Genomic DNA, 24,726 nt, shown 5'->3' with positions numbered 1-24,726 from the left:
GCCTGACACCGCCACGGCTGTGGTCGTCACCGACCACGGCCCGCTGGCGGCAGGTCGTTCGACCACGGCAGAGGCGCTCCGATCCCCGATGGACTACCCGATCCCCGCTTGCCGGTCTTGGGCCAGCGGGTCGGACAGACCGCCATCGTCGTCAAGCCGTCCCTGGGCCAACCGAGTCGCCTTCGCGGGTACCGGTGGTTCCAGGGCGGCGACGACACGCAGCGCGCTCAGTACGTCGTCGGGCCGCACGGCCGGTGTTGTCTGCCGCACGACCACACGCAGTATCCCACACGAACGCTCCGGGTAGGACATGTCAGTGCCCACAGCGCTCGGCGCGTCGCGCTCCCCGGCGACCCCCTCGGTCACCTCGGCGCGGATAACCGCAGGTCGGGCGTCGATGAGCCGCCGCCCGTCCTTGGTCAGCCGCTCGACCTCGACGTGCTCTGTGGCCAGCAGCCGCTCGACGGCGCCGCGCAGGGCCTCCGGCGCCACCCCGGGCAGCTCGATGTGCCAGTCGCTGGCCTCCATCCGCTCGGCGAGCCCGCCCGGGCCCGCCTCCACGGCTTCCAGCACGTCCAGCCCCGGCGCGAGCGCGGAGTCGAGCACCTGGGCCAGCCGCAGCGGGTCGACCCGCTCGACCAGTTGGACCTCGACGTACTCGGCCTCGCTGGCGACCCCGGTCGGCGCCGCGCCGATCCAGGAGATCTTCGGGTGCGGGCTGAAGCCCTGCGAGTAGGCCATCGGCACGCCCGCCCGGCGCAGCGCCCGCTCGAAGGCCCTGGCGACGTCGCGGTGGGAGGTGAAGCGGAGCCTGCCCCGCTTGGCGTAGCGCAGCCGGATCTTCTGCACCGGTGACGCCGACGGGTTGGGCTGGTCCTGGCGGCTCAGGATTACTCCTTCTGGTGGTCTGCTCTTGCTCCGGTGGTGAGCCCACCGCCGTAGGTGGCACCGTACCGGGAGCGCCAATTCGGCCGGCGAGCTTGTTTCCCACCCGGCGGCCGGCTAGCGTCCGCACGGAGTGGACAGCCCGCGCCGAGGGAATGCACTGGAGGTCGCCCGTGCCTCTGCTCCGCCTGACGAGGGCGGCGGCGGTCAGCGTCGCGATAGTCGCGGCGGCGTTCGCCGTCCCCAGCCTCGCCGACGGGGAACCCCTCGAGGACGGGTCACTGCCCTGCCACCCGGCGGGGGCGCAGTCGCGCTACCTGGTCCTGTTCGCCGAGGGCACCACGGCCGAGGCCGCCTCAACCGAGATGACGTTGGCTTGCGGGTCGACGGTTGCCTACTACGGCGAAATCGCGGTCGGGGTAGCCACATCGGGTGATCCGCGCTTCGCCGACCGGCTCGGCCGGGCCAGGGCGTTCAGCACCGAGGCCGTCGAGGCCGGGCACGCTGGCAAGATCGCGCCGAGGGTGACCACCGGCGGCGGCGACACCACCGAAGACCGCTCCGGCGAGCAGTGGGACATGGGCATGATCCGCGCCGACGCCGCGCACGCGGTGTCCACCGGCAGCAGGGACGTGCTGGTCGGGGTGCTCGACTCGGGCATCGACGCGACCCACCCGGACCTGGAGCGCGCGGTGGACCCGACCCGCTCGGCTGGCTGCCTGAGCGGCAAGGCCGACCCGAGCCCGGCCGCGTGGGCGCCCACGACCTCACCGCACGGCACGCACGTGGCGGGGATCATCGCCGCGGCCGCCGACGGCAAGGGGATCACCGGCGTCGCCCCCGGGGTGCGGTTGGCCTCGGTGAAGGTGGTCGACGACGACGGGACGGTGCGGCCGGAGTCGGTGGTGTGCGGGCTGATGTGGGCCGCGGCCAACGGCATGGCGGTCGCCAACAACAGCTACTTCGTCGACCCGTGGCCGCTGACCTGCGACCGGGGCGAGGAGCACGTGGTCTACGAGGCGGTCCGGCGCGCGGCCGACCACGCCACCAGCCGCGGGGTGCTGAACGTGGCCGCGGCGACGAACGAGAGCCGTGACCTGGCCTCCCCCAGTGGGCAGACGGCCGGGCCGGACGGGCAGTGGCGCACGCTCGACGGGAACTGCCGGGTGCTGCCCGCGGGGTTGCGCGGAGTGATCGCGGTGTCCGCGGTGGGCCCGGATGGGGTGAAGGCGGGCTACAGCGCCTATGGACTCGGTGTGATCGATGTGACCGCGCCGGGCGGGGAGCAGTCCACCGGCAAGTGCGTGCTGTCGACGGTGCCCGGCGGTTACGCGCAGGTCTGCGGGACGTCGATGGCGGCACCGCACGTGACCGGGGTGGTGGCGCTGTTGGCGTCAACACACCCGGGCGCCTCGGTGCAGCAGCTGACGAGACTGCTGACCAACGGCGCGACGAGCATTGCCTGCCCAGCCGATTACGACCTCGACGGCGCGGGCGTGCAGGACGCGTATTGCTCGGGGTACGCGCCGTTCAACAGCTTCTACGGGCACGGACTGGTCGACGCGCTGGCCGCGGTCACTCCGTAGCGTTGACCTTGAGCAGCAGGGATTCCGCCGGACTGAACCCCGCGCGCCTATAGAACGGGACCGCGCGTTCGGACGGGGTTAGGACCACGCGCGGGCAGCCGAGGTCCTCGGCGTACTTGAGCAACGCGGACATGAGCGCCGCCCCTACGCCCGCGTCGCGGTGCTCGGGCAGAACGAAGAAGTTGCTGAGGTAGCCCCATGCGCCAGCAGGTTGTCCTGCCTTCGGCATACGAGTGACCAAGACTAGGCAACAGAACCCAATCGGGTGGCCGGTCTCCGCAATCCAGAACCGCCGGTGGGACTTCTCCGCGTGCCACCACTCGGTGAACCGGTCCGTGTACCCCGGATCGGTGATCGGCTCGCCCGCATCCTCTGCGTCCTCCTCGGCCGCGCGCAAGCGCAGCGCGGCCACCGACGCGATGTCCGCGTCGGTGGCCAGCCGGACGATCACGGCGCGGACAGCGCCGGGTTCCGGACCGGGGAGCCGACGCCGACCGGGCTGATCGGCAGCAGCTTGCGGCCGGTGGGACCGATCTCGATGTCGGTGCCCATGGCCGGGCACACGCCGCAGTCGAAGCACGGGGTCCACCGGCAGTCGTCCTGCTCGCGCTCGTCGAGGGCGTCCTGCCAGTCGTCCCAGAGCCAGTTCTTCTCCAGGCCGGAGTCCAGGTGGTCCCAGGGCAGGACCTCGGCCTCCAACCGCTCGCGGGTGGTGAACCAGTCGAGGGAGACGCCCAGGGGCTCCAGCTCGGCTGTGGCGGCGGAAGTCCAACGCTCGTAGGAGAAGTGCTCGTTCCAACCGTCGAATCGACCACCTTGGCGCCAGACGGCCTCGATGACCCTGCCGACACGTCGGTCGCCGCGGGAGAGCAAGCCTTCGATGAGGCTGGGCTTGCCGTCGTGGTAGCGCATGCCGATGTTGCGGCCGATGCTGCGGTCGCGGTCGGAGTTCATCGCCTCGCGCAGCTTGCGCAGCCGGGAGTCGATGGTGTCGGGGTCGCACTGCGCGGCCCACTGGAACGGGGTGTGCGGCTTGGGGACGAAGCCGCCGATGGACACCGTGCAGCGGATGTCCTTGCGGCCGCTGGCGGCCCTACCGGCGCGGATGACGTTCTTGGCCATCTCGGCGATCTGCAGGACGTCTTCGTCGGTCTCGGTGGGCAGGCCGCACATGAAGTACAGCTTCACCTGCCGCCAACCCTGGGCATAGGCAGCGCTAACAGTCTTGATGAGGTCCTCTTCGGACACCATCTTGTTGATGACCTTACGGATCCGCTCGCTGCCACCCTCGGGGGCGAAGGTTAGGCCAGAGCGGCGACCGTTGCGGGAGAGCTCGTTGGCGAGGTCGATGTTGAACGCGTCGACGCGGGTGCTGGGCAGCGATAGGCCGGTGTTGGTGCCCTCGTAGCGGTCGGCGAGCTGCTTGGTGATCTCGCCGATCTCGGAGTGGTCGGCGCTGGAGAGGCTCAGCAGGCCGACCTCCTCGAAGCCGCTGGCCGCGAGCCCGGTCTGGATCATCGCGCCGATGCCCTCGATGGAGCGCTCGCGGACCGGGCGGGTGATCATGCCCGCCTGGCAGAACCGGCAGCCCCGGGTGCAGCCGCGGAAGATCTCCACGCTCATCCGCTCGTGCACGCTCTCGGCGAGCGGCACCAGCGGCTGCTTCGGGTACGGCCAGGCGTCGAGGTCCATGGTGGTGCGCTTGGCGACCGTCTCGGGGACCCGGGGGCGGTTGGGGGCGATGGCGTCGAGGTGGCCGTCGGCGCGGTAGGTGACGTCGTAGAACCGCGGGATGTAGATGCCGCCGGTCTCGGCCATCCTGGTCAGCAGCTCGTCGCGGCCGCCGGGGCGGCCCTCGGCCTTCCAGGCGCGGATGATGTCGGAGATCTCGATGACGGCCTCTTCGCCGTCGCCGAGCACCGCGGCGTCGATGTAGTCCGCGATGGGCTCGGGGTTGAACGCGGCGTGGCCACCGGCGAGCACGACCGGGTGGTCTTCGGTGCGCTCGGCGGCCAGCAGCGGGATGCCCGCGAGGTCGAGGGCGGTGAGCATGTTCGTGTAGCCGAGCTCGGTGGAGAAGCTGACCCCGAGCATGTCGAAGGCGCCGAGCGGGCGGTGGCCGTCGACGGTGAACTGCGGGACGCCGTGCTCCCGCATGAGCTTCTCCAGGTCCGGCCAGACCGCGTAGGTGCGCTCGGCCAGCACGTCGGCGATCTCGTTGAGCACCTCGTACAGGATCATGACGCCCTGGTTGGGCAGCCCGACCTCGTAGGCGTCGGGGTACATCAGCGCCCACCGCACGGTGGTGCTGTCCCACTCCTTGACGGTGGCGTTGAGCTCCCCGCCGACGTACTGGACCGGCTTGGACACCCTGGGCAGCAACAGCTCAAGTTGGGGGAACACTGACTCGACGCTCACAGCGAACCAGGGTAACCCTCTTGGCGCAGCCGCCTTCGCTCAGGCGAGCAGCAGCTTGCCCAAACGCCGGGACGCGACCACGACGCCGACGGCCGCCATCACCACGAAGTAGGCGAGGTGCCCGAGCAGGGAGACGTCGACGAACCCGGTGCACAGAGCCCGCATGACCTCGATCGCGTGGTAGAGCGGGAAGCACTTGACCGCGAACTGGACACCCTCGGGGTACACCGTGATCGGGTAGAAGGTCGTGGAGAACAGGAACATCGGCATCACCACGAGCTGCACCAGGTCGAAATCGTGCCAGGACCGCATGAAGGTGGTGCCCGCCATGCCCAGGGCGCCGAAGGCGAACGCGATGAGCACGGCGGCGGGTAACGCCAGCAGCGCCCACGGCGAGGTCAGCAGGCCCATGCCGAGCATCACGGTGAGGAAACCGGAGCCGTAGAGCGCGCCGCGGATGAGCGCCCAGGTGATCTCGCCGATGGCGACGTCCAGCGGGCCGAGCGGGGTGGTGAGCACGGCGTCGTAGAGCTTGGCGTACTTGAGCTTGAAGAACAGGTTGAACGTCGAGTCGTAGACGGCGCCGTTCATGGCGGAGGCGGCCAGCAGGGCGGGCGCGACGTAGGCGACGTAGCTGATCGTCTCGCCGCCGGGCCCGACGACGTCGCCGATGAGCTTGCCGAAGCCGAACCCGAGCCCGAACAGGAAGAACAGCGGCTCGAAGAACCCGGACACCACCTGCAGCCAGGCGCGGCGGTTGACCAGGAACGAGCGCTCGACCAGGGCGTGCGCACGGCCCGCGTACATGCCCGCTGGCAGGACGCGCAGCAGCACGCCCGCGCGCTCGTGGGCGGTGGGGGCGGTCGTGGTCACCTAGACCTCCAGCCTGCGGGCGAAGGTGCGCACGGCGAGGCGGGCACCGATGACGACGAGCGCGACCAGGTAGGCGAGGTGGCCGAGCACGGCCAGGGCCTCACCGGTGCCGAACGCGGCCGCCCTGGACAGCTCCGTGCCGTGCCACAGCGGTGTCACCCAGACGATCGGCCGCACCCAGGCGGGTAACTGGTCGACCGGGAAGAAGGTCCCCCCGAACACCGTCATCGGGACCACCAGGAACCGGAAGATGGCGCTGAACTGCTGGCCCTCGGTCTCCAGGGTGGCCGAGTAGGCGACCACCGGCGCGGCGAAGGCCATCGCGGCGAGCACGGCGGCGAACAGCGACCCGACGACGCCGACACCGGACACCGCGCCGAGCAGGGCGGCGATCACCAGGAAGGCGACCGCGGACACGACCAGCCGCAGCGCGATCCAGAGCAGTTGGCCCAGCGCGATCTGGGCGGCGGTGATCGGGGTGGAGCCGACGCCGATGAACGTCCGCTTCCACTTGAACGCCGACAGGACCGGGTAGGTGGCCTCGAACGCGGCGGTCTGCAGCGCGGAGGCCACCACCAGCGCGGGCGCCAGGTACTGCACGTACGGCAGCCCACCGGTCGCCGCGGTCGGCTGGATCTGCGAGCCGAACCCGAGGCCGAGGGCGAGCAGGAACAGCACGGGCTCGACGACGCTGGAGACGGCCGAGGAGCGCCAGTTGCGGCGGTACCAGGCCCACAGGCCCTCGACGACCAGCCAGATGGCGGCCGGGGCAGCGGGGACGCGCGCTCGGGTGCTGGTCATCAGTCCACCAGGGTCCGGCCGGTGAGGTGCAGGAAGACGTCTTCGAGGGTGCCGCGGCGGACCAGGCTGGACAGCGGCGCGATGCCGCGCTGGTGGGCGGCGGCCAGGGAGGCCTCGCCGTCGGTCGTGTAGAGCAGCAGCCGGTCAGGCAGGACCTCGACCCGGTCGGCGAGCCCCTCGGTGGCGGCCGCGTCCGGCTTGTCGGTGGTGAACCGCAGCTCGAGGACCTCGCGGCTGCAGTACTTGGCGATCAGCTCGGCGGGGCTGCCCTCGGCGACGATCTTGCCGCCGTCCATCACGACCAGCCGGTCGCACAGCTGCTCGGCCTCGTCCATGTAGTGCGTGGTGATGATGAGGGTGACGCCCTCCTGGCGGAGCCGGAAGAGGCGGTCCCAGAGCAGGTGGCGGGCCTGCGGGTCGAGGCCGGTGGTGGGTTCGTCGAGCAGCAGCAGCTCGGGGTCGTTGATCAGCGACCGGGCGATGGTGAGCCTGCGCTTCATGCCGCCGGAGAGCGGCTCCACCTCGTCGTCGGCGCGGTCGGCGAGCTGGGCGAAGTCGAGCAGCTCGACGGCCTTGGCCCGCACGTGCGCTTTGGACAGTCCGAAGTAGCGGCCGTAGACGTGCAGGTTCTGCCGGACGGTCAGCTCGTTGTCCAGGTTGTCCTGTTGCGGCACGACACCGAGGCGGGCCCGGATGGCAGGGCCTTGGGTGTTCGGGTCCAGGCCGAGGACGGTCAGGTCACCACCGGTGCGCGGCGACACGCAGGACACCATGCGCATCGTCGAGGACTTGCCCGCGCCGTTGGGCCCGAGGAAGCCGAACGCCTCCCCAGGCCGCACGTCGAGGTCAATACCGCGCACGGCCTCGAAGTCGCCGAACGTCTTCGTCAGGTCGCGCGCCCGGACCAGTGCCCCATCTGCCACGCGGGCACCCTAGCTGGCGGTACCGACAATGCCGACGGAGTTTCGCGCCGCCCGGCGGTTTCGGCCGGGCGGCGCGGGGTCCTCAGAGGTTCGGGAACCAGATCTTGATCTCGCGCTCGGCGGAGTCGGTCGAGTCGGAGCCGTGCACCAGGTTGAACTGGACCTCCAGGCCGAAGTCACCGCGGATGGTGCCCGGGGTGGCCTTGTCGACCGGGTCGGTCCCGCCCGCGAGCTGCCGGAACGCGGAGATGGCCCGCGGGCCCTCGACCACGAGCGCGACGAGCGGGCCGCCGGTGATGAAGTCGAGCAGGTCGCCGAAGAAGCCCTTCTCGGCGTGCTCGGCGTAGTGCTGCTCGGCGACCTCGCGCTCGACGGTGCGCAGCTCGAGCGCGGCCAGGGAGAGCCCCTTGCGCTCGATGCGGGAGATGACCTCCCCGACCAGGCCCCGGCTGACACCGTCGGGCTTGACCAGGACCAGGGTGCGCTCACTCACGGCTCTCGGTACTCCATTTCACGGGTATGACGTCGTGTAGACCACACGAGCGTGTGAGCAGGGTAACCCGGTGCGGTGGCACCGTTTGTCCGACTCCCTCTTAGCTGACCACCGTTGGCCTCATGTTCAAGTCCCTGGCTCTTGCGCTGCTGGCGGTGCTTGCCGTGGCTGTACCGGCCACCGCTTCCCCTACCGGTCTGTCCTACTCCTACCGGTACCCGTTGGCGCTTGAGACCGATATCAGCATGGAGGCTCTTACAGCGGCCGTCTCTTCTGACCTACGTCAGTATTTTCCGTTCGACTCCAACTGTGCTGTGCTGCCACCGATCGGTGGTCTGTGCTACCTCTACACGCCGCCTGGCCTACCGCTTCCCGGTACGACCAACCCGGTCCAGGTAATCGACCGAACTGCTAACTCGTGGACTTTCCTCTCCCTGCCCGGCCACACCGAAGGCGCTGGCCGCAGCATCGTCTTCTCATTCGAGTCCGAGCCGACCCCTGAACTCCGAGTCCGCGCAGGCGGCCCGTTCACTTTTCCTGCTGCCGCCACGATCTACTCGGGTGCCGCCAACGCCATCTGGCTCCTCTTCGCCACCAACATCTCCGCCGCATGGTGACAGACGGGCTGGCGATAGGTAGTTCTACCTAGTTCTTACGAAGCACGACACGAGCCGCCTACCGGGCGCTAACGTCGCGGATGACTTAAGCCAAACGGGGGCAGCGTGGACCACGAACGGTCGGGCTATTCGACATCGTCAGAAGCACTTCAGTACTACGTCGACCGCATAGTCGACCCCGCAGTACGCAACCTCGACGAAGTGGCCAGCAAGCTATTCGCCTCGAGTGGATTGTCGTACCGACAGTTGATCGGGCGGCCTCAACTCGCTGGCGGAGCGGAGTTCACCGGCTCCTGCACCAGGATGCTCGACGAGTTCTTCTCGGTGCACGGCGCCCTCGTCGAGCGCCAGCAGGCCTTGCTCCAGACCGTGCGAAAGTTCCGCGAGAACCTCCTCACCTCTGACGCGATGTACCACCGGACGGAGAACGCCGCCACGCAGTCGCTGACTTCGCTCTCGCGCCGACTTGAAGGGGACCCGCCGATCAATGGCACCACCTGATAGGCAGCCGGACCGCAGCCACCCCGCCGCCTCGGGCGCTGACCCGGAGTTCGGACATGCGGCCGAGATCGCGGCCTGGGTCGAATGGCTCCTCCATCCCGAGCAGCACCAGTACGACCGCATGGTCATACTCCCCGACGGCACCCGGGTCGAACAGCCGGGAAACCTGACGGTCGAAAGACGACAGTTGGACCCCAACGGACCGCTCGTGCCGGACCCCAAGGAACCAACTGAGTACTACCCGTTCGAGTCGGTGATCGCAGGCTGCTACCCCGAACAGTTCTTCGATCCCGCTCTTGCGCTGTCCGGGCAACTATTTGACGAAGATAGCGACATCAGCAAGGTCTACGCGGCTCTGATCGATGCGTCGTGGCGGTCGGATGATTGGAACGGCAAGCTCAACGGCGGGTTTGAGGACCTCAGGCAGGAGTGGTCCGGCTCCGCCGCGGCTCACGCGGGCGAGTTCCTCGGCGCGATAGAAGACTTTGCCACCGACTTCACGCAGGTCACTCGGGAGCTCGCCGCGCTGGCGATCGCCTACGCGGGCGTCGTCAAGGCGGCTCGGACCAACCTCAACGAGGCGATGGGCACGCTGGTCGACGCCTTCCACGCCAAGTTCTACGCTCATGAAAGCCTGTGGGACACCGTGGTGGTCAAGGCTCTGAGCGCGATCGCGGCAGCGGCGCTGACCTATGTGAGCGGTGGGGCTGCCGCGGCGGCGTGGGGTGCTGGGCTGGCGACGGCGATCGACAAGGCGCTCGACAGCGATGACGGTGATGGCACGGGGATCGGCGGCAAGGCGTGGCGGGAGATCGTCGACAACTACTTCGTCGCGCAGATGAAGATCCTGCGGCACGCGGGCGCGGAGATCGACAAGCTGCGCACCGACGCGTCCCGGTTGGGCGACCGGCTGGCAAGCATGCCGAAGCTGCCTGGATGACCCGGATCGCGCTGGGCTTGGTGCTCGTGTTGCTCGCCGGCTGCGGTGGGGCGACCAGTCCACCTCGGCCGACGCCGACGTCAGCGACGTATCCCGAGGTCCAGGCGCCGAAGGATCGGGATGTTTCGGCGTTGGAGCAGGTTGACGCGTGCGCTCTGGTCGGGAAACCACCCGGGGTGGATCGGGAGCGGTGTGCGGCTGACGGGCACGTGAGTGTGGTCGTGGGTGAGCGGTTTGGGCGGGAGAAGCGGTATCGGGCGAAAGTGGTGGAGTTCGGTGGAGTACGGGGGTTTGAGCTTGTCGACGCGGTGATTGGGCGGTGTCAGGTCGCGGTGCCGGTGAGTTTTGACCTGGCGGTGGTGGTCAGCGGGGAGACCTGCGCGAGCGAGATGGCCGCCGGGGTCGCTGCGAAGCTGGGCGCTCTTGCCATACCGACCAACGAGCCTGATGTGCCTCTGGTCGGCGCGTGCGTCGACTACCCGTACGGACTTCAGTGCCAACCGGCTGATGATGCTGCCGTACCGACAGACCGTGAAGCCGCATTCGTTCGCGCTGCCGGTGACGCGAGGGTCGCGTGCGCGATGGCTAAGGACGCCGTGCAGCAGTTCGGCAAAATGAGTCCGGTCATCGCAAGTCGTGCGTCTGAGGCGCGACACTGCTTCTTCGTGGACCAGACGCACACGGTGGTTGTTGAGGTCTCGCAAAGGATCGACGGCGACCTCAACGGTGTGGTCAAGTTGGGGGACGACCGCAGCACGACCGTCGCAGGTAAGCCTGCCTTGGTGTCAACCACTTCGGGCGACGGTTACAGCGACCGTCGGGCGTGCGTGCAAGTAACAGGGGTTCTGTGCGTAACCGCCCACTTCTTGCCTGAGCGGGGCTCCACCGCCAACGAGGTGGCGCGCTCGGTAGACCCAACGCCGGTGCTGGCGGCAATCATTGGCTGAGGCTGCACAGTAAGAGTGCAGCCTCAGCCAATGCCCTACCGGCTGGGACGCAGGGTCTTGGACCAGAGCGAGGTGCCCTTGCCGTCGCGCAGGTAGACGGTGAGGTCGCCGGAGCGGCCGTCTACTTGGACCTCACCGAAGTGCTGGAACCCTTCTAGCGGCGAGGTGTTGGCGACCGGTGGGGCGTGCACGAAGACAGCCTCTGGGCCGAAGGTGGGGTCGAGGACGTTCGGGCCGAACGCGCCCGCGTGCAGGGGGCCGGACACGAACTCCCAGAACGGGGTGAAGTCGGCCACGGCGGCGCGGTCGGGCGAGTAGTGGTGGGCGGCGGTGTAGTGCACGTCCGCGGTCAGCCAGACAACGTTGCGAACGTGGCGGCGGGCGAGCGTGCGCAGGACCCAGGCGAGCTCGAACTCACGGCCTGCGGGCGCGCCCGGGAGGCCGTTTGCAACCCCCTCGATGTCCTTGCCGTCCGGGACGATGAGGCCGATCGGGAGGTCTGCGGCGACGATCTTCCAAGTGGCACGGCTGCGGGCGAGGCCGTCGACCAGCCAGCGGGCCTGGCGGGCGCCGAGGATCTGGCCCTGGCCGTTCTTGTCGGCGGTGTTGGCGTCCTTATAGGTGCGCATGTCGAGCACGAAAACCTCGACGTGCTTGCCGTAAGAGAAGCTCCGGTAGAGACGACCGTCTTCAGCCCGGCGCCGATCGACGGGCTGCCATTCGTGGAATGCTTGCGCCGCGCGGGCCGCGAGGACGTCTACGCGCTTTTCTGTGTACTGCGGAAGGTCGAGGATTTCACCGGGGTACCAATTGTTTGTAACTTCATGGTCGTCCCATTGAACAATACTGGGAACCCGTGCGGCGAATGCCTTGACGTTCTCGTCGAGCAGGTTGTAGGCGAACTGTCCGCGGTACTCAGCGACCGTCTCGGCAACCTTCAGCTTCTCTGGCGTCACAACGTTGCGCCACACCCGACCGTCAGGCAGGGTCACTGACTCTTTAAGCGGCCCGTCGGCGTAAACGGTGTCGCCGCTGTGGATGAAGAAGTCCGGGCGGCGGGCGAGCATCGCGGCATAAGCGGTCATACCGCCGATCTCGGGGTTGATCCCCCAGCCCTGCCCGGCAACGTCCCCGGACCAGGTGAAACGGACGTCGGCGCGCCCGATGGGAGCCGTGCGGAAGGAGCCGACCAGCGGCGCGCTGCTGTTGCGGCCGTCGAGGTCTTCGGCGTGGACGCGGTAGTGGATCTCCTCGCCCGCGGGCAGGCCGGTGAGCCGGAGCTTGCCGGTGCCGTCCGTGGTGGGGGTGAGGACGGGGCCGCGCAGGCAGCGGGCGTGGCGGAAGGACGGGTCCCGGGAGACCTCGACCAGCATCCGCGACGGCCGGTCCGCCCGGGTCCAGAGCAGGGCGCCGTCGCTGGTCACGTCGCCGGTCTGCACGCCGTGGGTGAGCACGGGCCGAGCCTTGGGCGTCGCGTAGGCAACACCCGGCAACACAATCCCCGCAGCGACGCCGAGACCTCCGGCGCGCAACAGGGTCCTGCGGTTCAGTTCGGTCATGAGCCGGTTTGTAATCCGCGGTCGGGGCGGACGGACCAACCCGAGTTGACCAGCGGATGACACTTGCGGGCCGCGGTTCAGGCCACCTCGCCCCCGAGGAACTCCCCCTGCAAGGCCGAAGCGTCGAAGTTGACCTCGGTGACCCGCGCGGCCAAGGCGAGAGCGGTGACGAAAGGGTCCTCGCCGGGCAGCGGCAGGTGGTCGAGCAGCTCGTCGGGGGCATCACCGGTTCGGCGGTCGGGGTGGTCGAGGGGGAAGGTCGTTCGGATGGATCCGTTGGCGGCGTGGGTGAAGGAGCCGGTGCCGTTGATCGTGCGCGCGACCGAGGACGCGGTGGTACCCGCCGAGAGCGCGGCGAGCACAGCGGGTTCTTCCCCGTGGAACTGGTTGTACTCGACCACGAGCGTGCCCCCGTCAACGGCGACCGCCAATGCGAGGGCCAAGCCGCCACCGGATGCCATCAACTCGGCCGCCGCGTCCTGGAACGTCATCGGCCGCGCGGCAGTGACATCGACCCCGAACCGCAGGAGTGCCTCCCGTTCAGCAAGGTCTTTCACCAGGGTGAGGCAGCCCGACTCGGTCAGCCACTGGTAGTCCACACCGAACCAATCGTAGGTTTGTTCCGACATTCGATCCCCTCGCACGCCAATGGCCGTCTCGACCAGTACGCGCACCAGGGTACGCCCACCGCACGCCGGTTTCCACTGACGAGCAGTATGGCCTGCGGCATTTATCGCGGACCGTGGCTGAATTTAGCACGGCCGACCGGAAGGTGAATTCCTGCCGGTTGCCAGCGAGCTTCAGGTGGGGCTAGCGTGCTTCGGCGAAGACCAGAAGACCCATCCGAGATGAATGGGATACGAAGAAAGCACGGGGGACCGGGGGAATTTCTTTGCAAACCACTCAAGCACGTACACGCAGAAGAAGTCTGCTTGCATTACTTGCCGTCCTGATGGCGGGCTCGTCGGCAGTGGGGATCCCAACAACGGCTGCCGCGGAGCCGGTGATACCCGCCGCCGAGCCGGGCTACTTCGGCCACGCGTTCCAACCGAACGGCGAATCGTTGGCGGGTTTCACGCTGCCGCCAAAGCCGCCCGCGAAACTGGACGCTCCGCTGGATCCGTCGGAGGCGCGAAAGCGGTCACGAGATCGCGCACTAACGAACAAGCAGTTCTCGTACCGGGACACTTCGGCCGTTCCGCTCGACCAGTCCGGCGCGTTGATCCCGTCGAGCCAGACCGAGGCCATCTCCACCACCGCGGCCGCCCCACCTCAGGTTGGCCGGGAGTGCCTGCAACAGCCAGGGGCTTACGGTGAAACGGGGCGCGTCCACAACCGGTTCGTCTGGTGCCAGCGCTACGTCATCGGCAACATCTACGAACGCCTGGTCAACGGGCAACCCGTGGAAGTTGGTCGGAGCTCTTTCACTTTCGAGGCGGTGGGTATCGGAAGTTCAAACTCCCGCGATATCAGGGTCTACTTCCGCAACGTTCCAGGGTCCGTGCGGTACACGGGTTGGTCGATCATCGAGCGGTTCACCGTGGCGCCGTACCTGAACTGGGCTGTACTGCCGGACTGCACGCAGACCGACCAGTACTGCTCCGCCAGCGATGGCGCAACCGTGCACAGCTTCCAAACGTGGGACTCGAACAACCCGTGGGTGGACTGGACGATCTCGTCGAACGCCAAGGGCGCTGATCCGGCCGACCCCGACAAGGTGCTCTACCACGACTGGCACTGGCGCGGCGAGGGCTCAGGCGGGGATTTCATTTACACCCCAGTCCTTTCACGGGATTACGGGCTGCGTTGCGACTCGGCGAACTACTTCTCGTTGTTCGGCTTCCCGTACCCCGCGGCCTGCATCTTCAACGACGTCATCCCGCACCTGCAGTACGACATCAGCGACGGCCGGGTCACGACGGTCGCCCGACACATCCAGGATGCCCAGGACCGGCCGGACACCACATACCCGACCGAGGACTACGCCAAGCTCATCCCCGGGAAGTTCACCGGCGATCGCGATTCCCCGGGGCTGCACCGAGTGCCGGGGGACGGCTCGATCAAGGCGGACAACACGCGGTTCAAGGACGCCGCCTGCCTGCGGACTCCCCCGTACGAGAACACGGGCCTGCCCGCGCCGCCGGTGGCCGGGGTGGAGGACTGCGACGAATACCCTTTCGCCACAACGGAAGAAGGCGCCGCGAACTACTTCTACGACTTCTCGGTGCGCGCCGTACCCCGCGGGCAGAACCGCTCAGCAGGCGGCCTGCTGAACTGGTACTACTTCCGCGACCGAGTCCTCTACTTCCAGAACGACGAGTTCTACACCGAGATCCGCCCGTGAGCGGCAGGTCACGGCAGTAGGAGTGGTTGAGCTGCCCCATCCGGAGTTGTCCGCGGATGGGGCAGCTCGTCGTATGTGCCCACGCCTTTGGCGAGAACCTGTGCGCCTCGTGCGATCGCCTGGCAGGGATGGGCCTTGCGGCCTGCGCTGGGTTTCGCGGCCCACGCCGGGCTTCACGGTTTGCGCTGGATTTCGGGGCTTGCGCCGGGCTTCCGCGGCTTGCGCTGGATTTCACGGCTGGTGCTGGATTTCGCGGCTTGCGCCGAGCTTCTCGGCTGGTGCTCGGTTTCGCGGCTGGAGCCGAGTCCGCAGCACGCCTTGAGCTTCACTCTCCTGGGCGACAGAAGTTATCCACATGTGGATCTTCGGGGGCCCGCTTTCAAGATCCTTTGTCGGTGGGGCCTAGTAGACTGGCCCTGGGGCCGCCCCCTGGTGAGGGTGGGGGCTGCGCCCCCGACCCGCGCGTGTGGGGAGCGGAGGTGGGGTGGGGGTGGGCTACCGGGGGTGGCGGGGTAGCGGCAGTTCTGGGGGATCGGGCCTTGCGGTTGGTGGGGGTCGCTAGCGTCCGGGGGGTGGGGTGGCGGCGGGTTGAGTTGGGGCCGTGGACGGTAGTGGAGCGGGCTGGGGTGGTGTTCGCGGCGGTCGCGGCATTGGTGTTCGTGGTGGCGAAGGCTTTTGTGGATGGGCTGAGTTGGGCGCCGGGGATCTTGCTTCTTGGTGTGGCTGTGGTGGGGATCAAGCGGCTGCGGGAAGGGTTGTTCACGAGGCCGGGGGAAGTGCGGGTTCGGCTGCCCGGGTGCTCGACCACGCTGCGGTGGGTGGAGGTGCGGGAGGTCGCGAGCAAGCCCGCCGTTGACTACCTGTATGAAGCTGGGACGGAGATCTGCTTCGTGCTCACGACAGGTCGCGTGGTGCGGTCACGGATCTTCTGCCCTCGGCTTGGCAGGGAAGTGGAGTATCGCCGGAGGTACCCCAGGCGGCCGGTGTTGTTGACCGTTGCCATGTATGGGCAGGTGTTGGCGCACCTTCGCGCGGAGGAGCGCAAAGGCTAGTCCGGCGGGGGTTGTTGGCTGGCGAGTCTGCCTTCGGCCATGCGCTTGAGGACGTCGTTGCGGGCCCAGAGCATCCAGGTCCAGCCTAGGGCGAACACCACGGCGACTATGCCTAGGGCGGAGTCGATGAAGAAGCCTAGGAGGAGGACTACCTGGAGACCCGCGGCCAGGTAGATGCCCCAGGGGCGGCCTACGAAGGCGCACGCCAGGATCAGGGTCAGGCCCATGGCGCCGACTGCCCAGCCTTGCCAGGTGGCGAGGCCGCCGTCGGACTTCGCTACTACTAGGAGCGCCAGCAGCAGGACTAGGGCTTCCAGGATCAGCACCGCGGACATGACGCCGCGGAAGCCCTTCATGGGGTCGGGGGCGGTCATGCGGGGTCCTTGCCGAAGAGGGCACGGGCCTCGCCCGCGGTGACGACCGAGCCGGTGACGATGACGCCGGTGCCGGAGAGGGGTTCGTCGGGGTCGTCGGTCTCTTCGGCGAGTTCGATGGCGGCGTTGATGGCGCTCGTCAGGTGCGAGTACATGGTGACGCGTTCGTCGCCGAAGATGTCGGTGGCGATGTTGGCGAGGTGGTCCGGGTCCATCGCGCGGGTCGAAGAGTTGGTGGTGACGACTACCTCGGTGAGCACGGGCTCGAGAGCCGAGAGGATGCCAGCGGCGTCCTTGTCGGCCATGACGCTGACTACGCCGACGAGCTTGCGGAAGCCGAACTCGGCGTCGAGGGCCTTGGCTAGAGCTGTCGCGCCGTGGGGGTTGTGGGCGGCGTCTACGAAGACGCTGGGGGACATGCGGACGCGCTCTAGGCGGCCGGGGCTGACGACGGAGGCGAAGCCCTCGCGGATGGCGTCTACGTCTAGTTGGCGCTGGGCGCCCGCGCCGAAGAAGGCTTCGACAGCGGCTAGAGCCAGGGCGGCGTTGTTGGCTTGGTGCTCGCCGTGGAGGGGCAGGAAGATTTCGTCGTAGACGCCGCCGAGGCCTTGAAGGCGTAGGACCTGCCCGCCGACGGCAACGTCATGAGCGAGGACGCCGAACTCTAGGCCCTGTCGGGCGACGGTGGCGTCAACTGTGGTCGCGCGCTCTACCAGGACGCGGGCGACCTCGGGGGTCTGCTCGGCGAGGAGCGCGATCGAGTCGGGCTTGATGATCCCGGCCTTCTCCCCCGCGATGCCCAGGATGTCCGAGCCGAGGTAGTCGACGTGGTCGATGCCTATAGGCGTGATGACGGCGACCTTGCCGTCCGCGACGTTGGTGGCGTCCCAGGCGCCGCCGAGGCCGGTCTCGACGACGGCGACGTCGACGGGGGCGTCGGCGAAGGCGGCGTAGGCCATGGCGGTGAGCACCTCGAACTTGCTCAGCCGGATGTCAGAGCCCGCGTCGACCATCTCGATGTACGGCTCGATGTCGCGGAACACCTCGACGTAGCGCTCGGGGTCTATAGGCGCGTTGTCGAGGCTGATGCGCTCGGTGACCAACTGCAGGTGCGGGCTGGTGAACCGGCCGGTGCGCACCCCCAGCCGGGTGAGGAGCGCGTCAATCATCCGGGTGACCGAGGTCTTGCCGTTGGTCCCCGCGATGTGCACCACCGGGTACGCCCGCTGCGGAGACCCGAGCAGGTCGACCAGCGCGGCGATGCGCGACAGCGACGGCTCGATCTTGGTCTCCGGCCAGCGGGTGTCCAGCTCCGACTCGACCTGACGCAGTTCTTCCAGACTCACGCCTAGAGCGTACGGAGGGCCCGCGCGAACGAGGCGACGGGGAAGGCCAGGGTGGGGCCATCGGGGTTCTTGGAGTCCCGCACAGCGGTCACGGCCGGGGTGCGCGCGACCTCCACACAGTTGGAGTTCGAGCCGCTCCTGCTGGACTTGCGCCACACCATCGAAGCCCGGTCCACCGCGTTCATCAAGATCCTCACTCTCGGTCGTGCTCCCGTGCGATGGTCGCAACGAGTTCCGCCGACTTGGCGGGGCTCAGAGCCAACTCGCTCAGGGTATCGGCTTCGGCGCGGAAGAACTCGACCTGATCGGGTTCTTCCAGGAAGAGGCCGGAAATCTTGTGTTCCAAGTGCACCACAGGCTTATTCCGCACGAAATCCAGCAAGGTGAACGCGCCGTCTAGACCAGAGTGTCCGCGTAGCGACATGGGCAACACCTGGAGGGTTGTTGTCGCTTCTTCGACTGTCTCCAAAACCCGTCGGAGTTGGCGGGCCATGATCTTTGGGCTGCCTAGCACACGCCGCAACACCATCTCGTCAACGATCAACTGGAGCCTAGGCGCCTCGTCCTTGGTGAGGATCGCCTGGCGCGCCAACCTGGCGGCCACCCGAGAGTCGATGTCCTGATCAGACACGTTGCATACCCTCATCAGTGCCCGGACATAGTCACCAATCTGGACCAAGCCAGGGATCAGCAGCGGTTCGAAGTTCACGATCCCGGTGGCCTCGCGCTCGATGCGCATGAGGGTTTTGGACTCCTCCGACAGAGCCGGTTGGTTCTCCCAGTACCCTATGTCATCGGAACGTTCGGCCAACTTTGACCAGACGGTCTCGATCCCTTCCGATCACTCGGTAGATCACGAGTAGGGACGCGACGTCGGCGGGCCTGATTCCCTGTTTGCCGGTCTCCATCCGCGAGATCTTGGACGCCTGCCACCCCAGCAGGTCGGCTACCTCTTTGAGACTCATCTTCCGGCCCTCGCGCAGCACCCGCAGTTCGCCGCCGAGACCCCTGCCGATGACAGTGGGTTGCTTGGTAGTAGCCATGTCCATCCCTCCCGATCTTGGGCCAACGGCGACAGTCTCTCGCATCTGAAGAGCAAAATCATTCACTCGATGGCGTCATTGTGATCCGACCCGTCGTGATGCGATGCTCCCCAGACAGCATCGCAACGTTGCTATCTTGGAGGTACAAGTTGCAGACGATCATTCCCGAGGACCAGCTCGAGCAGCAGATCGCCCAGGTCACGGCCGAGTGCGCACCACGCCGGTTCGCTGTCTACCAGGTGCAACGGGACGCGGACGGGCAGGCGCTGGACTTCGCCGTGCTCGGCTGGGGCATGGAGATCGCCGACGGGTTCGGCGAGGACTACGTGGAGCTGTTCGGCATGCCCGACCACAAGGGCGCGCGGATGCGCGGGCAGTTCCAGTCCGCCGAGTCGGCGACGCGGGTGTTGGCGGGCAGCAGGCCGGTCGAGGTCCGGTGGGTCGACGAGAACCTCGACCAGCCCGCGTAGTCCCGAGTAGCGGTCAGCCCGCGGGCAGGGCAGCGAGCCTGGCCTGCACGCGGGCGATCTCGGCCTGGGCGGCGTCGCGCCGGGTCTGGATCTTGGCGACGACGTCGGCCGGGGCCTTGTCGGTGAACTTCGGGTTGCCCAGCTTGGCCTCGCACTGGGCGAGTTCCTTCTCGGCGACCGTCAGGTCCTTCGTGAGCCGCTTGCGTTCCGCCGCAACGTCAATGGCGCCGGACAGGTCCAACTCCACGGTGATGCTGCCGCCAGATAGAGGCACTTCCAGCGAGGCACTCGCGGTGAAGTCCTCACCGGGGGCGTCCAAGCGCGCGAGAGACGTGACAGCGCCAACGAGCGCTGATAGCCCTGCCTCGTCCACGCCGGAAAGGCGGGTCGCCACACGCTGGCTGGGTTTCACACCCTGGTCCGCGCGGAAGCGGCGGATCTCGGTGATGAGCTTCTGCACGCCTTCGACCCGGCGGGTCGCTTCGACGTCGGCAGGGCTACCGGAGGCCGTCGGCCATTCGGTGACGACGATGGACTCCTTGCCCGTCAACGCCTTCCACAGCACCTCGGTGATGAACGGCGTGATCGGGTGCAGCAGTCGCAGCACCACGTCCAGCACGTGACCCAGGACAGCGCGGGTGGCCTCGGCGCGCTCGCCGCCCTCCGCGATCTGCACCTTCGTCAATTCGAGGTACCAGTCGCAGTAGAGGTCCCAGGTGAAGTGGTAGAGCGCGTCGCAGATCTTCGCGAACTCGAACTTCTCGAAGAGGGCATCCACTTCGGACACCAGCGCGTCGGCCTTGTCGAGGATCCAGAGGTCGGCGTCGGTGAGCTTGTCGCGGTCGGGCACCGGGATGGCTGTGGTGGCGCCGTTCATCAGGGCGAACCGGCTGGCGTTCCACAGCTTCGTGCCGAAGTTGCGCGAGCCAGCGGCCCACTCCTCCGCGAGTGCCATGTCGCTACCGGGGTTCGCCCCGCGCGCGAGGGTGAAGCGGGTGGCGTCGGCACCGAATCGGTCGAGCCAGTCCAGGGGGTCCAGGACGTTGCCGCGCGACTTCGACATCTTCTTGCCCTGCGCGTCACGGATAAGACCGTGCAGATAGACGTGATCGAAGGGCTGCTGGCCGTCCATCGCGTAGAGGCCGAACATCATCATCCGGGCGACCCAGAAGAAGAGGATGTCGTAGCCGGTCGACAGGACGCTCGTCGGATAGAACTTGGCCAGGTCGTCGGTGTTGGCAGGCCAGCCGAGCGTGGAGACGGGCCAGAGGCCGGAGGAGAACCACGTGTCGAGGACGTCGGGGTCCTGGGTCCAGCCGTCGCCGGTGGGGGGCTCCTCGTCGGGGCCCACGCACACGACCTCGTCGTTGGGGCCGTACCAAACCGGGATGCGGTGGCCCCACCACAGCTGCCGCGAAATGGTCCAGTCGTGCATGTTGTCGACCCAGTCGAAGTAGCGCTTGGCCAGCTCCGGCGGGTGCACCTGGGTGCGGCCGTCGCGGACAGCGTCACCGGCCGCGCGCGCGAGGGGCTCGACATTGACCCACCACTGCAGCGACAGGCGGGGCTCAACCACGGTGTCGCAGCGCGAGCAGTGGCCCACCGAGTGCAGGTACGGGCGCTTCTCGGCGACGATGCGGCCCTCTTCGCGAAGCGCGGCGACCACGGCGGGGCGTGCCTCGAAGCGGTCCAAGCCCTCAAAGGGGCCCTTGACCGTGATGACGCCGGTCGCGTCCATGACCGTCAGCGACGGCAGGTCGTGGCGGCGGCCGATCTCGAAGTCGTTGGGGTCGTGCGCGGGGGTGACCTTGACGGCGCCGGTTCCGAACTCGGGGTCGACGTGCTCGTCGGCGACGATCGGGATACGCCTACCGGTCAGCGGTAGCGGAACCTCGGTGCCGATGAGGTGGCGGTACCGCTCGTCCTCGGGGTGCACGGCGACAGCAGTGTCACCCAGCATCGTCTCCGCGCGCGTAGTGGCGACAACGATGGCGTTGTCACCGTCGCCGTAGCGGATCGAGACGAGCTCGCCCTCGTCCTCGGAGTGCTCGACCTCGATGTCCGACAGCGCGGTGCGGCAGCGCGGGCACCAGTTGATGATGCGCTCGGCGCGATAGATCAGGCCGTCGTCGTAGAGGCGCTTGAACACGGTCTGCACGGCGCGGGAGAGGCCGTCGTCCATGGTGAAGCGCTCGCGGGACCAGTCGACGCCATCACCGAGGCGGCGCATCTGGTCGAGGATCTTGCCGCCGTACTCGGCCTTCCAGTCCCAGACCCGCTCGACGAACTTCTCGCGCCCCAGGTCGTGGCGGGACAGCCCCTCGCCAGCCAGCTGCCGCTCGACGACGTTCTGGGTGGCGATGCCCGCGTGGTCCATGCCGGGCAGCCACAGCACCTCGTAGCCCTGCATGCGGCGGCGCCGGGTGAGGGCGTCCATGACCGTGTGGTTGAGCGCGTGGCCCATGTGGAGGCTGCCGGTGACGTTCGGCGGCGGCAACACGATCGTGAACGGCGGCTTCTCGCTCGCTGCGTCCGCGGTGAAGTACCCGGCCGATACCCAGCCTTCGTACAGCTCCGCCTCTACCGCTGCCGGCTCCCAGGCCGGGGGAAGGTCAGTGCTGGGCGAGGTGGGGTTGTCAGTCACGGTGCGAGTCTACGAAGGCCAGGGAAAACAAGTCGAACCGGGCGCTGGGGCGCGACTACCCTCCGCACATGGCGCATACCGCACGTCGATGCGTTCTGGGGCGAGGCATTGAGACCTACGGTAGACGTCATTCCTGCGGCTGCTTGCGGCTGGCGAGGCGTACCGAGCCGAGGCACCGACACTGTGGGACGGGTCATGGTGAAGCTGGCGGTGTCGCGGGATGTCGAATTTGGGAATCTGTGGCGCAAGCAGGGGTGGAGCGCCGGACTGTGAAGAACCTTCGGTTCGGCGGCACCTTTGAGGTGCAGACAACGCCCGGAACTGCTCCCGGCAATCTTGCCCAGGTTGAACCGGATCGCGCATTGGCCGCGCTGGTTGCCTGATTTGTCGGTGCACGCCACTGCCTGGTGCAGGCGTTGTTGCGCGTCTCGCAGCTTGCCCAGGGGCATGTGGCTGCGTCCCAGGTCGGCCAGCGAGGACGCCTCCGCTTCTCCATCGCCCGCCGAGGTCACCGCTGTCCGCAGCGCCCGCTGGTATTCCTCGTGGTAGCCGGACTGTTCGAGGTAGGCGCCCGTCGCGTGGGGGAGCCACCAGGCGAGGTCGTGGTGGCCCGCGGCCGCGGTGGCGTTCATCAGGGTGCTGTGCTCTGTGGCCAACCAGGTCCGCCCCGCGTCCGCATCGGCGAAGTCTGCGGCCGCAGGCCCACGAGATCATCCGGACCTGGCTGTTCAGTTCGGTGCTGCGCGCACATACGGAGACGGGTGTGCTGCCTTGGCGGCGGGTGGCGATCTCGGGCTGGGTGGTGACACCTGACAGGCAGAAGCTGAGCAAGAGGTCCGGTAGGTCCGACCCGCCCGATGAGCTGATCGACCGCTATGGCGCCGACGCGGTGCGGTACTGGGCAGCGTCAGCGCGTCCCGGTGTCGACACCGTGTTCGACGAGACCAAGATGCGGGTGGGGCGGAGGCTCGCGACCAAGCTGCTCAACGCCAGTTGGTTCGTGTTGGGTCTTGGTCCCGGGGACAAGCCCACCGAGCCGCTGGACCTCGCACTGCTCGCCGAACTGGACGCGGTGGTGGCTGACGCGACAGCCGCGTTGGACGCTTGCGACTACGCCGAGGCGCTAGAGCGGATTGAGCGGTTCTTCTGGTTCTGGTGTGACGACTACATCGAGCTGGTCAAAGACCGGGCCTACGAGGGCGATAGCTCTGCCGGGGCAACCCTGCGTATCGCGCTATCGACGGTGCAGCGCCTCTTGGCGCCGTTCCTGCCGTTCGCGGCAGAGGAGGCCTGGTCGTGGTGGCAGGACGGGTCGATCCACGTGGCCCCCTGGCCCACGGTCACCAGCAGTGACGGCGACCGATCGCTGTTGGCACCGGTGACGATCGTGCTCGCCGCCATTCGGCGGGCCAAGTCGGAGGCGCGGAGATCAATGCGGTGGCCGGTGGCGGAACTGGTCGTGACCTGCACCGAGGTCCAGGAGGCGGCCCTGGTGGCCACTGAGCGCGACCTCCGGTCGGCCGGGACCGTCCAGGTGCTCAGATACACCCGATCGATGGATGGCGAGCTCGCCATCAAGGCCACTCTGGCCCCCGCATAGCGCTGTGAGCTGGGCCACTTGCCCGGGCGTAGGTTCGCCCCCGGACGGCGGCAGACCTACGCCCGGTGTCACTCGCGCGAGGGCGCGAACCCGGTCTGCGCCGATCGGGTGACCTATCGCCACCGCAAGCCCGGCACAGTGACCGTTGGTCTGGCTTCGGGCGCCGTTCACCGCAGCGCGAGCAGTCCGAGCGGGCAGCTTGTTAACACGGACTGTTGCCATATCGATGAGCTGTGCACCAGGCAGTCGACACCTCAACCAGCCCGGCTCGCCGAGCTGGATCGCCCTTGGGGGGCCGGTGGACCAACGTGAGTACGGCGATCACGCGGCGTTACAGGACGCCGCGTGGCGCAGACGCCTGCGCGCGTCCGCGCAGGCCGACGTGAAAGCGATGCTGCGCGGATCCCGGCGCCGCAAGCTGGAGCGTTGGCTGGTCACGTCCATGGTGCTGGTCGCGGTCATCGCGGTGGTGATGCTGCTGATCGGCGTCGGCGTGTTCGACCGGGGCAAAGGCGCGCCCAACGGCGGCGGCCCCGGCGAGGGCCCCAACGCCCAGCACGTGGTCGACCTGAACCGCCCGTTCGCGCAGACCCCCGCGGAGCACTGGGCCGACGGCGCCGCCGGTATCGAGGCGCCGCCCGCGATGCAGGTCGGCGAGTTCAGCGCGGCCGAGGTCGCCAACGTCACCGCGAAGGTCAAGGACCTGCTGGTCGCGAGCAGACTCGACCCGACGATGCTGCGCGACCACAACCCGGACCGCTACCTCGGACTCCTCGCGCCCGACGTGGCCAGGCAGCTCCGCCCGCTGTTCGGCAACGGCAATGAGCGGCAGGTCCAGGCACTGGTCAGCATGCTCGACAACGGGGCGCAGCTGCTGCCCGCGACGCCCAAGGTCAAGGGTGCGATGCGGGTCGAGGCGGGCAAGGTCGGTGAACTGGTCGTGCACACGAACTACGTGTTCGCGTACGCCTTCACCGCGGACAAGGTAGATCTACCGCTGGACCCCATGAGCGTGGTCGTCGTGGTGCGCGCGGACATCGAGTACGTCATGCGCAAGGGGCCGCGCTGGGCTCCGGGCAGCCTGGGGCTCTGGTACGAGAAGGTCGACGGGTTCTTCTACTCGATCTCTTGCGACTCGTACCGGAAGGGCTTCATCTCCTCCGACTACCGGGACCGGGCGCCGGGCCGCAACCAGGCCAAGCACGACCGGGTCACCTATTTCGACCCCGAGGCCGACATCCCGCTGGAGAGCGGCTGCCCCAACTAGTGGCGTGCCCGCCTGGCCAGGGCCTGTGGACAACTTTTTGCAC

The 24,726-nt window shown here is 68.0% G+C and carries 25 protein-coding genes; 10 read left to right on the top strand and 15 right to left on the bottom strand.

Going from position 1 to position 24,726, the window contains the following annotated elements; translation table 11 throughout:
- Positions 1 to 93 precede the first annotated feature (93 nt).
- Positions 94 to 849 (bottom strand): TIGR03936 family radical SAM-associated protein, encoded by a 756-nt coding sequence (locus tag LV75_RS10970; RefSeq protein WP_253886706.1) that lies wholly within the window; start codon positions 847 to 849, stop codon positions 94 to 96.
- Positions 850 to 1,040: 191 nt separating this feature from the next.
- Between LV75_RS10970 and LV75_RS10965 the strand changes: the two genes are divergently transcribed.
- Positions 1,041 to 2,471, top strand: a complete 1,431-nt coding sequence (locus tag LV75_RS10965) for a S8 family peptidase (protein WP_372504158.1) — start codon at positions 1,041 to 1,043, stop codon at positions 2,469 to 2,471.
- On the opposite strand, the gene LV75_RS10960 is transcribed toward LV75_RS10965, so the two are convergent.
- The 6 genes from LV75_RS10960 to ndk form a co-directional block, all read right to left on the bottom strand.
- The gene (locus LV75_RS10960; RefSeq protein ID WP_253886704.1) at positions 2,461 to 2,922 is read right to left on the bottom strand and encodes a GNAT family N-acetyltransferase; all 462 of its coding nucleotides are present in this window, start codon (positions 2,920 to 2,922) and stop codon (positions 2,461 to 2,463) included. The two genes, LV75_RS10965 and LV75_RS10960, sit on opposite strands and share 11 nt — an antisense overlap.
- A complete protein-coding gene (locus LV75_RS10955) occupies positions 2,919 to 4,889 on the bottom strand; it encodes a TIGR03960 family B12-binding radical SAM protein (RefSeq protein ID WP_253886703.1) in 1,971 nt (656 codons plus the stop codon). The genes LV75_RS10960 and LV75_RS10955 overlap by 4 nt, the downstream gene beginning before the upstream one ends.
- A gap of 39 nt (positions 4,890 to 4,928) precedes the next feature.
- Positions 4,929 to 5,762, bottom strand: a complete 834-nt coding sequence (locus tag LV75_RS10950) for an ABC transporter permease (RefSeq protein ID WP_253886702.1) — start codon at positions 5,760 to 5,762, stop codon at positions 4,929 to 4,931.
- Positions 5,763 to 6,563: an ABC transporter permease gene (locus tag LV75_RS10945; RefSeq protein ID WP_253886701.1), complete on the bottom strand. Its 801-nt coding sequence runs from the start codon at positions 6,561 to 6,563 to the stop codon at positions 5,763 to 5,765.
- Positions 6,563 to 7,486, bottom strand: coding sequence for an ABC transporter ATP-binding protein (locus tag LV75_RS10940; protein ID WP_253886700.1), 924 nt, complete (start codon positions 7,484 to 7,486; stop codon positions 6,563 to 6,565). The genes LV75_RS10945 and LV75_RS10940 overlap by 1 nt, the downstream gene beginning before the upstream one ends.
- 82 nt (positions 7,487 to 7,568) lie before the next feature.
- A complete protein-coding gene (ndk, locus tag LV75_RS10935; protein ID WP_253886699.1) occupies positions 7,569 to 7,979 on the bottom strand; it encodes a nucleoside-diphosphate kinase in 411 nt (136 codons plus the stop codon).
- Positions 7,980 to 8,101: 122 nt separating this feature from the next.
- Here ndk and LV75_RS10930 point away from each other — a divergent pair, with 122 nt between their 5' ends.
- The 4 genes from LV75_RS10930 to LV75_RS10915 all read left to right on the top strand — a co-directional run bounded on the left by LV75_RS10930 (position 8,102) and on the right by LV75_RS10915 (position 10,984).
- Positions 8,102 to 8,596 carry a hypothetical protein gene (locus tag LV75_RS10930; RefSeq protein ID WP_253886698.1) on the top strand — a complete coding sequence of 165 codons (495 nt, stop codon included), beginning with the start codon at positions 8,102 to 8,104 and terminating at the stop codon, positions 8,594 to 8,596.
- A gap of 105 nt (positions 8,597 to 8,701) precedes the next feature.
- Complete coding sequence (locus LV75_RS10925) at positions 8,702 to 9,097, top strand: hypothetical protein (RefSeq protein ID WP_253886697.1); 396 nt, start codon at positions 8,702 to 8,704, stop codon at positions 9,095 to 9,097.
- Positions 9,084 to 10,037 (top strand): hypothetical protein, encoded by a 954-nt coding sequence (locus LV75_RS10920; protein ID WP_253886696.1) that lies wholly within the window; start codon positions 9,084 to 9,086, stop codon positions 10,035 to 10,037. The genes LV75_RS10925 and LV75_RS10920 overlap by 14 nt, the downstream gene beginning before the upstream one ends.
- On the top strand, positions 10,034 to 10,984 hold the full coding sequence (locus LV75_RS10915; protein WP_253886695.1) for a hypothetical protein: 951 nt from the start codon (positions 10,034 to 10,036) through the stop codon (positions 10,982 to 10,984). Before LV75_RS10920 ends, LV75_RS10915 begins: the two co-directional genes overlap by 4 nt.
- Positions 10,985 to 11,019: 35 nt before the next feature.
- Here LV75_RS10915 and LV75_RS10910 read toward each other — a convergent pair whose 3' ends face one another.
- Positions 11,020 to 12,543 (bottom strand): alkaline phosphatase D family protein, encoded by a 1,524-nt coding sequence (locus tag LV75_RS10910; protein WP_253886694.1) that lies wholly within the window; start codon positions 12,541 to 12,543, stop codon positions 11,020 to 11,022.
- 77 nt (positions 12,544 to 12,620) lie between these two features.
- Entirely contained in the window at positions 12,621 to 13,172 is a 552-nt protein-coding gene (locus LV75_RS10905) for a DUF6461 domain-containing protein (protein ID WP_301318972.1), read from the bottom strand.
- 872 nt (positions 13,173 to 14,044) lie between these two features.
- Here LV75_RS10905 and LV75_RS35455 point away from each other — a divergent pair.
- Positions 14,045 to 14,887 (top strand): NucA/NucB deoxyribonuclease domain-containing protein, encoded by an 843-nt coding sequence (locus LV75_RS35455; RefSeq protein WP_253886692.1) that lies wholly within the window; start codon positions 14,045 to 14,047, stop codon positions 14,885 to 14,887.
- A 626-nt stretch (positions 14,888 to 15,513) separates the two neighbouring features.
- Complete coding sequence (locus LV75_RS10895) at positions 15,514 to 15,939, top strand: hypothetical protein (protein WP_253886691.1); 426 nt, start codon at positions 15,514 to 15,516, stop codon at positions 15,937 to 15,939.
- Here LV75_RS10895 and LV75_RS10890 read toward each other — a convergent pair.
- The 5 genes from LV75_RS10890 to LV75_RS10870 are packed head-to-tail and all read right to left on the bottom strand — an operon-like array spanning position 15,936 to position 18,702.
- A complete protein-coding gene (locus LV75_RS10890) occupies positions 15,936 to 16,313 on the bottom strand; it encodes a DUF4233 domain-containing protein (protein ID WP_253886690.1) in 378 nt (125 codons plus the stop codon). The genes LV75_RS10895 and LV75_RS10890 overlap by 4 nt on opposite strands.
- Positions 16,310 to 17,659 carry a bifunctional tetrahydrofolate synthase/dihydrofolate synthase gene (gene folC, locus LV75_RS10885; protein WP_253886689.1) on the bottom strand — a complete coding sequence of 450 codons (1,350 nt, stop codon included), beginning with the start codon at positions 17,657 to 17,659 and terminating at the stop codon, positions 16,310 to 16,312. Before folC ends, LV75_RS10890 begins: the two co-directional genes overlap by 4 nt.
- 2 nt (positions 17,660 to 17,661) lie before the next feature.
- The gene (locus LV75_RS10880; RefSeq protein WP_253886688.1) at positions 17,662 to 17,844 is read right to left on the bottom strand and encodes a DUF397 domain-containing protein; all 183 of its coding nucleotides are present in this window, start codon (positions 17,842 to 17,844) and stop codon (positions 17,662 to 17,664) included.
- An 8-nt stretch (positions 17,845 to 17,852) separates the two neighbouring features.
- Positions 17,853 to 18,398, bottom strand: coding sequence for a DUF5753 domain-containing protein (locus tag LV75_RS10875; RefSeq protein ID WP_253886687.1), 546 nt, complete (start codon positions 18,396 to 18,398; stop codon positions 17,853 to 17,855).
- Positions 18,399 to 18,450: 52 nt separating this feature from the next.
- On the bottom strand, positions 18,451 to 18,702 hold the full coding sequence (locus LV75_RS10870) for a helix-turn-helix domain-containing protein (RefSeq protein ID WP_253886686.1): 252 nt from the start codon (positions 18,700 to 18,702) through the stop codon (positions 18,451 to 18,453).
- 149 nt (positions 18,703 to 18,851) lie between these two features.
- Here LV75_RS10870 and LV75_RS10865 point away from each other — a divergent pair, with 149 nt between their 5' ends.
- On the top strand, positions 18,852 to 19,172 hold the full coding sequence (locus tag LV75_RS10865) for a hypothetical protein (protein WP_253886685.1): 321 nt from the start codon (positions 18,852 to 18,854) through the stop codon (positions 19,170 to 19,172).
- A 13-nt stretch (positions 19,173 to 19,185) separates the two neighbouring features.
- Here LV75_RS10865 and LV75_RS10860 read toward each other — a convergent pair whose 3' ends face one another.
- Positions 19,186 to 21,816, bottom strand: coding sequence for a valine--tRNA ligase (locus tag LV75_RS10860; RefSeq protein WP_253886684.1), 2,631 nt, complete (start codon positions 21,814 to 21,816; stop codon positions 19,186 to 19,188).
- 361 nt (positions 21,817 to 22,177) lie between these two features.
- On the opposite strand from LV75_RS10860, the gene LV75_RS10855 reads away from it, so the two are divergent.
- Complete coding sequence (locus LV75_RS10855; RefSeq protein ID WP_308210930.1) at positions 22,178 to 23,416, top strand: class I tRNA ligase family protein; 1,239 nt, start codon at positions 22,178 to 22,180, stop codon at positions 23,414 to 23,416.
- 298 nt (positions 23,417 to 23,714) lie between these two features.
- Positions 23,715 to 24,683, top strand: coding sequence for a hypothetical protein (locus LV75_RS10850; RefSeq protein WP_253886682.1), 969 nt, complete (start codon positions 23,715 to 23,717; stop codon positions 24,681 to 24,683).
- Positions 24,684 to 24,726 lie beyond the last annotated feature (43 nt).

The organism is Actinokineospora diospyrosa (assembly GCF_024171925.1).
Taxonomy (GTDB): Bacteria; Actinomycetota; Actinomycetes; order Mycobacteriales; family Pseudonocardiaceae; genus Actinokineospora; species Actinokineospora diospyrosa.
This window is presented reverse-complemented; position numbering and strand designations above follow the sequence as displayed.